Origin of the sequence: Sphingomonas sp. dw_22 (assembly GCF_018449795.1) — a bacterium.
Taxonomy (GTDB): Bacteria; Pseudomonadota; Alphaproteobacteria; order Sphingomonadales; family Sphingomonadaceae; genus Sphingomonas.
The window spans coordinates 1-9498 of sequence record NZ_JAAVVE010000078.1 but is presented as its reverse complement, the minus strand read 5'-3'; the positions used below and the strand labels follow the sequence as shown (position 1 = coordinate 9498).

The following is a 9498-nucleotide window of genomic DNA, read 5'->3' as shown; positions in this document are numbered from 1 at the left end:
GGGGGACGGGCGCGGGGGGGGGAGGGGTGGGCGGGGGGGGGTCGGGGGGCGGGGGGGGGGGGCGGCGGCGGGGGGGGGGGGGGGGGCCGCCGGCGCAGACGGCGGTGTTCCACCGCCGCCCCTCCACCGTCGCCTTCGGCGGCGGTCCCCCTCCCCGAGACAAGCTCGGGGAGGAATTATGCCGTCCTGGCAATGTAGGATTGTTCCACATATGTTCCGTCCGGGCGAGCCCCATCCCTGTATGTAAATAATTTACATTACAACAACCCGTCAACCGCCAACATAGACACCAATACCCCGGAATCACTCCAATCCACCTGTCCCGGAGAGTCAAATCGGTCAATCAGTACGCACAACAAGGCAATCAATTGTCAAGGAACCTACAATGCCCCAGCGCTTCGAGGATCTGGTCCCCGCCCCCGCCGGCCGTTTCGACGGCATCACCCGGCCCTATGCCGCCGAGGATGTGGCCAGGCTGCGCGGCTCCTTCCCGATCGAGCACAGCCTCGCCCGCCGCGGCGCGCTCAAGCTCTGGGATCTGCTCAAGACCGAGGATTATGTCCACGCCCTCGGCGCGCTGTCGGGCAACCAGGCGATGCAGATGGTCCGCGCCGGGCTGAAGGCGATCTATCTCTCCGGCTGGCAGGTCGCGGCCGATGCCAACACCGCCGGCCAGATGTACCCGGATCAGTCGCTCTACCCCGCCAATGCCGGCCCCGAGTTGGCGCGGCGGATCAACGCCACGCTCCAACGCGCCGACCAGATCGAGCATCTGGAGGGCGGCGCCACCCGCGACTGGTTCGCCCCGATCATCGCCGATGCCGAGGCCGGCTTCGGCGGGCCGCTCAACTGCTTCGAGATCATGAAGGCCTATATCGCCGCCGGCGCCGCCGGGGTGCATTACGAGGACCAGTTGGCGTCGGAGAAGAAGTGCGGCCATCTCGGCGGCAAGGTGCTGATCCCGACTCAGGCGCATATCCGCAACCTCGACAGCGCCCGGCTGGCGGCAGACGTCTGCGGCGTCCCCACCGTGATCTGCGCCCGCACCGATGCCGAGAGCGCCAGGCTCATCACCTCGGACGTCGACGAGCGCGACCATGAATTCCTCACCGGCGAGCGCACCGCCGAGGGCTTTTTCCGCCTCAAGGAAGGCACCGGCGTCGATCACTGCATCAAGCGCGGCCTGGCCTTTGCCGAGCATGCCGACCTGCTCTGGTGGGAAACGTCCAAGCCCAACCTGGCCGATGCCCGCCGCTTCGCCGAGGCGATCAAGCACGCATATCCGGACAAGATGCTGGCCTATAACTGCTCGCCCAGCTTCAACTGGGAGAAGAATCTGGACAAGGACGACATCGCCAGATTCCAGCGCGAGATCGGCGCGATGGGCTACAAGTTCCAGTTCGTGACGCTGGCGGGCTTCCACCAGCTCAACTACGGCATGTTCGAGCTGGCGCGCGGCTATCGCGATCGCGGCATGGCCGCCTATTCCGAGCTGCAACAGGCCGAATTCGCCGCCGAGGCCAATGGCTATACCGCGACGCGCCACCAGCGCGAGGTCGGCACCGGCTATTTCGACCAGGTGGCCCAGACCGTGGCGGGCGGATCGAGCTCCACCACCGCGCTCGCCGAATCCACCGAAGCCGCCCAGTTCAACAAGCAAGCTGCCTGAAAGGAGCAACCGTGATGACCAGCGAACCCCAGCGCAGCCGCGCCGTCTTCTCGACCGAGGATTTCCGCCTGATCCGCGAGGCGGTCGGCACGCATCTGCAGAAGATCAAGGACACGCCGGAATCGGTGAAATATTCGAACCTCTACCACCGCCTCGGCCGCGTCGGCTGACAGGTGCCTCACGCCTTTCCTGGGGAGGAAAGGATGCCCGCCGGGATCATCTCCCGGCGGGCATTTCCGCGTTCAGAACGGCTCGATATGCGAACGGAACCACTGGGCGAGCGCTTCGACGCTGAGTTCGCCGGCAGCGAGCGAAAGAAATGCCACCACCAGTTCCACGTCGCTGCACGTCAGCCGATAGCCGTTCAGCGCCAGGAAGGTTTCGCTGACCACCGCCGCCGTCCGCTTGTTGCCATCGACGAACGGATGATTGCGCGCGATCCCGAAGGCATAGCTGGCCGCCAGCTCCGCCGCGTCGGGATCGCCATAAGCGACGAGGTTCAGCGGCCGCGCCATCGCGCTTTCGAGCATGTTCGCATCCCGCACGCCCTCGGCCCCGCCATGCTCGGCAAGCTGCTCGTTATGCGCGGCAATGGCGACCGCGAGGTCGACCCAGATCCAGTCCTGGTCGGCCATGGCTATTTGGCGAGTTCGCGCAGCGCGTTGCGGCGGCGCGCCATCACTTCGCGCGCGGCCTTCATCTGCTCCTCGAAATCCGCGTCATGCCGCGTCAGCGCGAATCCGCCGGGCGTTTCGCTGACGCTCAGCTCATCCCCCAGCTCGACGCGCAGTCGCGCGAGTATCTCCTTCGGCAGCACCACGCCGGCGGAGTTTCCGATTTTGATGATCTTGAGCGGCTTCGTCATAACGGATGTTATAACAGATTCACCGCCCCTCGCCAACCTCCGCAAGCCGCGCCACCCGCGCCAGATGCTCGGCCCGCCCGAACGGGAAGCGCCGGTAGAAGAAGGCGGCGGCGAAGCCCAGCCCGAGATAGAGGCAGATGAACAGCAAGGTCAGCCGGTCGATCGCCGCGATCGGCACCTTGCCCGGCTGGGCGGCGGCGGGGAAGCCGGCGAGCGCCAGGATCGATCCCGCCGCGAAGATGCCGAGCCCGCTCGTGCATTTCTGGACGAAGAAGGCGCCGGCGAAGAACACCCCCTCCGATCGCCGCCCGGTCTCGATCTCCGAATGCTCGACGACATCGGCCATCATCGATGCGCCCAGGATCGTGGAGGAGACGCTGCACGTCGCGTTGACGGTGAAGATCGCGAACAGCACCGGCACCAGCCATGGACTGCCAACCGCGGGAAACAGCCCGGCCAGCCGCAGCACATAGGGCGTGCTCAGCAGCAGCGCGGCGGCGATCATGAAGCCCATCGCCGCGATCGGCTTGCCCGTCCGCTTCGCGACGCGCGGCGCGATCAGGAAGGCGCCGATCACCCCCACCAGCAGCGTCAGCGCCAGCAGCTGATAGGCCCAGGGCGCGAACTGCCAGACATAGGCATAGAGATAGTTGGAGAGCGCGAAGTTGATCCCCTGCGCCGAATAATAGCAGATCCCCGCCCCCATCAGGATCAGGAAGGCCCGGTTGCGCACCGTCTCGCCCATCTCGGCCAGGCTCGCGCGAAACGGCTGGCGGGCGATCTCGGCACGGGGCAGCCGCTTGATCTCGCCATGCGTGCCGAGCGCGGAGACCAGGATCGCGACCAGCATCGCCACCGCGCCGCCGATCGCGAAGCCCGGATAGCCGCTCCGATGGAGCACGCCCCCGGGCAGGAACCAGCCATAGGCCGCCATCATCATCGCCATGCCGCCGCCCCAGCCGAACAGGTAGCGATAGGCCATGATCCGGGTGCGCTCGTCATAATCGGCCGAAAGCTCGGGGCTCAGCGCCTGCGACGGCACCTCATAGGCCGAGACCGCGGTGCGCACGACCACGGCGGTCGCGAACACCCAGACCAGCATGCCGTAATGCGACAGCGCCGGCGGGTTCCACAGCAGCAGCCAGCCCGCCGCGATCGGCACCGCGGAGGCGTACATCCAGGGATGGCGCCGCCCCCATCGGCTCCGCGTCCGATCGGACAGGAAACCGATCGCCGGATCGATCACCGCGTCGAACAGCAGCGCGCACATGATCGCGAAGCCGACCTCGGCGGAGGGCAGCCCGATCACCTGGTTGTAGAAGAGCAGCAGGAAGGTGGAGAAGCACAGATCCTTCACGCCATAGGCGGCGGCGCCGAAACCATAAGCGAGCATGATCGGGGCGGCCACGCGGCGAACCGGGGGAATCGCGCCGCTCATGGTCTGTACTGCCTCCGGTTGCATGCGATCCCTCTTCTTTCCGGGCGCACCATAGGTGGAGGCGGTCTCGGGTCAATCGAAAGCGATTGGAATATCGGGTATGGCTTGTGCCCGGCCGCCGGTCAGGTATATCCCGCCCTCTTAGAACAAAGAGAACGGCACCGATGGCGCTCGACCCGGAAATCTTCGACGCTCTCCTCGATACGATCCGCCGTTTCGTCGCCGAACGGCTCCGCCCGCTGGAGGCGGAAGTGGAGGAAGCCGACGCGATTCCCGCCGCCGTGATCGAGGAGATGCAGGCGCTCGGGCTGTTCGGCCTGTCGATCGCCGAAGACTATGGCGGCCTGGGCCTCACCATGGCCGAGGAATGCCGCGTCGCGATCGAGATGGGCCGCACCACCCCCGCCTTCCGCTCGGCCTTCGGCACCAATGTGGGGATCGGCAGCCAGGGGCTGGTGATGGCCGGAACGCCCGAGCAAAAGGCCGAATGGCTGCCGCGCATCGCCTCGGGCGAGATCGTCACCAGCTTCGCCCTCACCGAGCCCGATGTCGGTTCCGATTCCGGCGCGGTGAAGACCCGGGCGGTGCGCGACGGCGACGTCTATCGCCTCACCGGCACCAAGCGCTTCATCACCAATGCCGACAAGGCGCAGCTCTTCACCGTGATGGCGCGCACCGGCGACGCGCCGGGCGGCCACGGCGTCTCCGCCTTCCTCGTCCCCCGCGACCTGCCCGGCGTCTCGATCGGCGAGCCGGAAAAGAAGATGGGGCAGAAGGGCGCCAGGGTCGCCGACGTGATCTTCGACGACGTCCCCGTCCCCGCCGCCAATCGCCTGGGCGCGGAAGGCGAGGGCTTCCGCATCGCGATGCAGGTGCTCGATCGCGGGCGGCTGCACATCTCGGCAGTCTGCGTCGGCGTGGCGGAGCGGCTGATCGCCGATTGCGTCGCCTATGCGAGCGAGCGCAAGCAGTTCGGCAAGCCGATCGCCGAGCACCAGCTCATCCAGGCGCTGCTCGCCGATTCCAAGACCGAGGCGCTCGCCGCCCGCGCGCTGGTGCTGGAGACCGCCGCCGCGAAAGACGCCGGCGCCAACACCACGATGGAGGCGGCAGCCGCGAAGTATTTCGCCAGCGAGATGGTCGGCCGCGTCGCCGATCGCGCGGTGCAGATCTTCGGCGGCGCGGGCTATATCGCCGATTACGGCATCGAACGGCTCTACCGCGACGTGCGGCTGTTCCGGATCTACGAAGGCACCAGCCAAATCCAGCAGCTCATCATCGCCCGCGAGACGCTGAGAAGAGGCGGATAAAAAAGCCCTCTCCCCATCGGGGAGAGGGTTGGGAGAGGGGCAGGTGCGAGACGGCGGCGATATGCCCCTCTCCCCGGCCCTTCCCACGATGAGGAGAGGGAGAAGAATGGACACCACCAACCTGTTCCGGCTCGACGGCCGGGTCGCGCTCGTCACCGGCGGATCGCGCGGCATCGGCCGGATGATCGCGGCAGGCTTCGTCTCCCAGGGCGCGAGGGTCTATATCTCCTCCCGCAAGGCCGAAGCCTGTAGGGAAACCGCCGCCACGCTCGGCCCGAACTGCATCGCCCTGCCCGAGGACGTCTCCACCGTCGCCGGCTGCAAGGCGCTCGCGGAGAAGCTCGCCGCGCTGGAGCCCCGGCTCGACATCCTGGTCAACAATGCCGGCGCCGCCTGGGGTGAACCCTTCGAAACCTTCCCCGAACAGGGCTGGGACAAGGTGATGGACCTCAACGTCAAGTCACCCTTCTTCCTCACCCAAGCGCTCCACGACCTGCTCAACGCCGGCGCCTCGGCGGAGCGGCCGGCCAAGGTCATCAACATCACCTCGATCGACGGCCAGCGGCTCAATCCGTGGGAGACCTACAGCTATCACGCCTCCAAATCGGCGCTGATCTACCTGACCAAGCGCATGGCCGCCCGGCTGATCCGCGACCATATCAACGTCACCTCGATCGCCCCCGGCGCCTTCGCCAGCGAGATGAACAAGGCCGCGCGCGACCATGGCGGCGAAGTCGCCAGGGCGATCCCGGCGAAGCGCATCGGCGTGGACGAGGACATGGCCGGTGCCGCCATCTACCTCGCCTCCCGCGCGGGCGACTATGTGGTCGGCGACACGATCACGGTCGATGGCGGGCTGGTCAATGCGTCGCTTGGGGTGAGCATCGACGGCTGACGCCTCAGGCTCAGCGCGCGATGCCCCCCGCCGCCAGCACCGCCAGCGTCACCAGCTCGCTCGCCGTCGCCGACATCGGGGCGATCTGCACGGGCTTCTCCATGCCGATCAGCATCGGGCCGATCGTCGAATCGCCGCCCAGCTCGCGCAGCAGCTTGGCGGAGATGTTCGCCGATTGCAGGCCCGGCATGATGAGCACGTTCGCCGGCCCCGAAAGCCGCGCGAAGGGATAATTGGCCATCTGGCGCGGATTGAGCGCGACATCGGGCGACATCTCGCCTTCATATTCGAACTGCGGCGCGCGCTCGTCGAGCATCTTGATCGCGCCGCGGACATTCTCGAGCCAGCGCCCCTCGGGATTGCCGAAGTTCGAATAGCTGAGAAAGGCGACGCGCGGCTCATGGCCCATGCGCCGCGCAACCTGGGCGGTGCCCTCGGCGATCGCGGCGAGTTCCTCGGCGGTCGGGCGCTCGTTCACCGTCGTATCGGCGATGAACACGGTGTGCGACTGGCCGACCAGCACATGGATGCCGAACGCGGTGCGGCCCGGCGCATAGTCGATCACGCGCAGCACCTGGCGCATCGTCTCGGCATAGGTGCGGGTAACGCCGGTAATCATCGCATCGGCTTCGCCCAGCTGGAGCAGCAGCGCGCCGAAGATGTTGCGATCGCGATTGACCATCCGCTCGATGTCGCGGCGCAGATAGCCGCGGCGCTGGAGCCGCTGATACAGGAACTCCACCATCTGCGGCACCAGCGGCGAATTGACGCTGTTGTGCAGCTCGAACTCGTCCGGATTGGCGCCGAGCGCGCGCAGCCGGTCATGGACCGATTCGCGGCCGACCAGCACCGGGATGCCATAGCCGCCGTCCTTGAACGCGATCGCCGCGCGCAGCACGACTTCCTCCTCGCCCTCGGCGAAGATCACCCGCTTCGGGTTCGCCCGCGCGCCCTCATAGGCAAGGCTGAGCACCGAGGTCGTCGGGTTGAGCCGCGCCTTCAGCGACTGGCGATAGGCCGCCATGTCGGTGATCGGCTTGGTCGCCACGCCCGAATCCATCGCGGCCTGCGCCACGGCGACGGGAACGATCTCCATCAGCCGCGGATCGAACGGCGCCGGAATGATATAGTCGGGGCCGAAGCTGTGCTGCACGCCGTACGCCGCGGCCACTTCCTCCGGCACCTGCTGGCGCGCGAGCTGGGCGAGCGCATCGGCCGCGGCGATCTTCATCGCGTCGTTGATCGTCGTCGCCCGCACGTCGAGCGCGCCGCGGAAGATGAACGGGAAACCGAGCACGTTGTTGACCTGGTTCGGATAGTCCGAACGGCCGGTGGCGATGATGACGTCCGGCCGCGCGCGCTTGGCGTCGGGCGGGGTGATCTCGGGATCGGGGTTCGCCATCGCGAAGATGATCGGCTTGGGCGCCATCTTGGCGAGCAGCTCAGGCGGCAGCGCATTGGCGGCGGAGAGCCCCAGGAATACGTCCGCACCCTCCAGCGCATCGGCCAGGCTACGGCGATCGGTCGCCACCGCATGGGCCGACTGCCACTGGTTCACGTCCTCGCGGCCCTGGTAGATCACGCCCTTGCGGTCGCACATCAGCAGGTTGTTCTGCGGCAGGCCCATCGCCTTGATGAGATCGGTGCAGGCGATCGCGGCGGCGCCGGCGCCGTTCACCACCACCTTGGTCGTCTTGATGTCGCGCCCGGTGAGGTACAGCGCATTGATGAGCCCAGCAGCGGCGATGATCGCGGTGCCGTGCTGGTCGTCATGGAACACCGGGATGTTCATGCGTTCCCGGAGCGTCTGCTCGATCACGAAGCATTCGGGGGACTTGATGTCCTCCAGGTTGATGCCGCCGAAGCTCGGCTCCAGCAGCTCGATCGCGTCGATCAGCCGGTCGACATCCTCGGTGTTGAGCTCCAGGTCGATCGCGTCGACATCGGCGAAGCGCTTGAACAGCACCGACTTGCCTTCCATCACCGGCTTGGAGGCGAGCGCGCCGAGATTGCCAAGCCCCAGGATCGCCGTGCCGTTCGAGATCACCGCGACCAGATTGCCCTTGGCGGTATAGTCATAGGCGAGCGCCGGATTCTCCGCGATCGCCAGCACGGGCACCGCGACGCCCGGCGAATAGGCCAGAGCCAGGTCGCGCTGGGTCGCCATCGGCTTCGACGCGACGATCTCGATCTTACCCGGACGACCTTCCGAATGGTATCGCAGCGCCTCGCGATCGGAAAACTGGACGTTGCTATCTTCGGACATCGATCTCTCCCGGGGAATGCGATCCCTTTAAGGTCCGTGTTCCGCAGCCGCAATGAGCGTAATCGGCGTTTCTGCATCGTTGCAGCCATACAAACCGGGCCGATCCGGCCCTGACGGCGCAAGCATGTGCGAAATTCCACACATTTCCACTTGTCCCCAGGATAAAGTCCGCCGGGTGTTTGACGCCTCCGCCGGTTCGGCTACCGAAAGGCCCGCATGTCTTCCGCCGCCCCCACTCCGATGATGGCGCAATATCTCGCGCTCAAGGCCGAAGCCGAGGATTGCCTGCTCTTCTACCGGATGGGCGACTTCTTCGAGCTGTTCTTCGACGATGCCAAGGTGGCGAGCGCCGTGCTCGATATCGCGCTCACCGCGCGCGGCGAGCATGAAGGCGAGCGCATCCCGATGTGCGGCGTGCCGGCGCATGCGATGGACGGCTATCTCGCCCGCCTCATCAAGGCCGGCCACCGCGTCGCCATCGCCAACCAGACCGAGACGCCCGAGGAAGCGAAGAAGCGCGCCGGCTCCAAGGCGCTGGTCGCCCGTGCGATCATCCGAGTCGTCACCGCCGGCACGCTGACCGAGGAATCGCTGCTCGACAGCCGCGCCGCGAACTGGTGCGTCGCGCTCGGCGAGGCCGGCGGCCAGGTCGCGATCGCCTGCGCCGACGTCTCAACCGGCCGGTTCGAGCTGATCGAGACCGATGCCGAACGCGTCACCGCCGAGATCGCCCGGCTCGCCCCCGCCGAGACCGTCGCCAGCGATGCCTCCGCCTTTGCCGAACTCGCAACCGTGCAGCGCCCCCGCGTCGATTTCGAAAGCGCCAATGGCGAGGCGCGGCTCAAGCGCCTGTTCGGCGTCGCGACGCTCGACGGGTTCGGCCAGTTCTCCCGCGCCGCGCTCGCCGCGGCGGGCGGGCTCCTCGCCTATCTGGAGCATACCGCCAAGGGATCGCTCCCCTTCCTGCGCCCGCCGCGCCTGAGCCGCGCCGACGCCGCGATGGCGATCGACGCCGCCACCCGCGAGAGCCTGGAACTCACCGTCAGCGCCGCCGG

At 67.1% G+C, this 9498-nt stretch carries 8 protein-coding genes and 1 pseudogene; 5 read left to right on the top strand and 4 right to left on the bottom strand.

Features of this window, described 5'->3' with window-relative positions:
• Window positions 1-385: 385 nt before the first annotated feature.
• Both aceA and HB724_RS19775 read left to right on the top strand, forming a co-directional pair.
• Window positions 386-1669 carry an isocitrate lyase gene (gene aceA, locus HB724_RS19780; RefSeq protein WP_213982669.1) on the top strand — a complete coding sequence of 428 codons (1284 nt, stop codon included), beginning with the start codon at window positions 386-388 and terminating at the stop codon, window positions 1667-1669.
• Between the two features lie 14 nt (window positions 1670-1683).
• Entirely contained in the window at window positions 1684-1839 is a 156-nt protein-coding gene (locus tag HB724_RS19775; protein WP_213982668.1) for a hypothetical protein, read from the top strand.
• A gap of 72 nt (window positions 1840-1911) precedes the next feature.
• Here HB724_RS19775 and HB724_RS19770 read toward each other — a convergent pair whose 3' ends face one another.
• The 3 genes from HB724_RS19770 to HB724_RS19760 are packed head-to-tail and all read right to left on the bottom strand — an operon-like array spanning window position 1912 to window position 3972.
• The gene (locus HB724_RS19770; protein WP_213982667.1) at window positions 1912-2304 is read right to left on the bottom strand and encodes a type II toxin-antitoxin system death-on-curing family toxin; all 393 of its coding nucleotides are present in this window, start codon (window positions 2302-2304) and stop codon (window positions 1912-1914) included.
• Window positions 2305-2306: 2 nt separating this feature from the next.
• Entirely contained in the window at window positions 2307-2534 is a 228-nt protein-coding gene (locus HB724_RS19765; RefSeq protein ID WP_213982666.1) for an AbrB/MazE/SpoVT family DNA-binding domain-containing protein, read from the bottom strand.
• Window positions 2535-2553: 19 nt separating this feature from the next.
• Window positions 2554-3972 carry an MFS transporter gene (locus tag HB724_RS19760; RefSeq protein ID WP_256731636.1) on the bottom strand — a complete coding sequence of 473 codons (1419 nt, stop codon included), beginning with the start codon at window positions 3970-3972 and terminating at the stop codon, window positions 2554-2556.
• 164 nt (window positions 3973-4136) lie between these two features.
• Between HB724_RS19760 and HB724_RS19755 the strand changes: the two genes are divergently transcribed.
• Both HB724_RS19755 and HB724_RS19750 read left to right on the top strand, forming a co-directional pair.
• A complete protein-coding gene (locus tag HB724_RS19755; RefSeq protein ID WP_213982665.1) occupies window positions 4137-5282 on the top strand; it encodes an acyl-CoA dehydrogenase family protein in 1146 nt (381 codons plus the stop codon).
• A 106-nt stretch (window positions 5283-5388) separates the two neighbouring features.
• On the top strand, window positions 5389-6177 hold the full coding sequence (locus tag HB724_RS19750) for an SDR family oxidoreductase (RefSeq protein WP_213982664.1): 789 nt from the start codon (window positions 5389-5391) through the stop codon (window positions 6175-6177).
• A gap of 10 nt (window positions 6178-6187) precedes the next feature.
• Here the strand turns inward: HB724_RS19750 and HB724_RS19745 are convergent, their stop codons facing one another.
• Window positions 6188-8443: an NADP-dependent malic enzyme gene (locus tag HB724_RS19745; protein WP_213982663.1), complete on the bottom strand. Its 2256-nt coding sequence runs from the start codon at window positions 8441-8443 to the stop codon at window positions 6188-6190.
• A gap of 240 nt (window positions 8444-8683) precedes the next feature.
• Between HB724_RS19745 and HB724_RS19740 the strand changes: the two are divergent.
• Window positions 8684-9498, top strand: a pseudogene (locus tag HB724_RS19740) (DNA mismatch repair protein MutS); the annotation flags it as partial.

Coding starts and splice junctions, on each gene's coding strand:
- aceA (WP_213982669.1), top strand. CDS start 386: ATGCCCCAGCGCTTCGAGGATCTGGTCCCCGCCCCCGCCGGCCGTTTC.
- HB724_RS19775 (WP_213982668.1), top strand. CDS start 1,684: ATGACCAGCGAACCCCAGCGCAGCCGCGCCGTCTTCTCGACCGAGGAT.
- HB724_RS19770 (WP_213982667.1), bottom strand. CDS start 2,304: ATGGCCGACCAGGACTGGATCTGGGTCGACCTCGCGGTCGCCATTGCC.
- HB724_RS19765 (WP_213982666.1), bottom strand. CDS start 2,534: ATGACGAAGCCGCTCAAGATCATCAAAATCGGAAACTCCGCCGGCGTG.
- HB724_RS19760 (WP_256731636.1), bottom strand. CDS start 3,972: ATGAGCGGCGCGATTCCCCCGGTTCGCCGCGTGGCCGCCCCGATCATG.
- HB724_RS19755 (WP_213982665.1), top strand. CDS start 4,137: ATGGCGCTCGACCCGGAAATCTTCGACGCTCTCCTCGATACGATCCGC.
- HB724_RS19750 (WP_213982664.1), top strand. CDS start 5,389: ATGGACACCACCAACCTGTTCCGGCTCGACGGCCGGGTCGCGCTCGTC.
- HB724_RS19745 (WP_213982663.1), bottom strand. CDS start 8,443: ATGTCCGAAGATAGCAACGTCCAGTTTTCCGATCGCGAGGCGCTGCGA.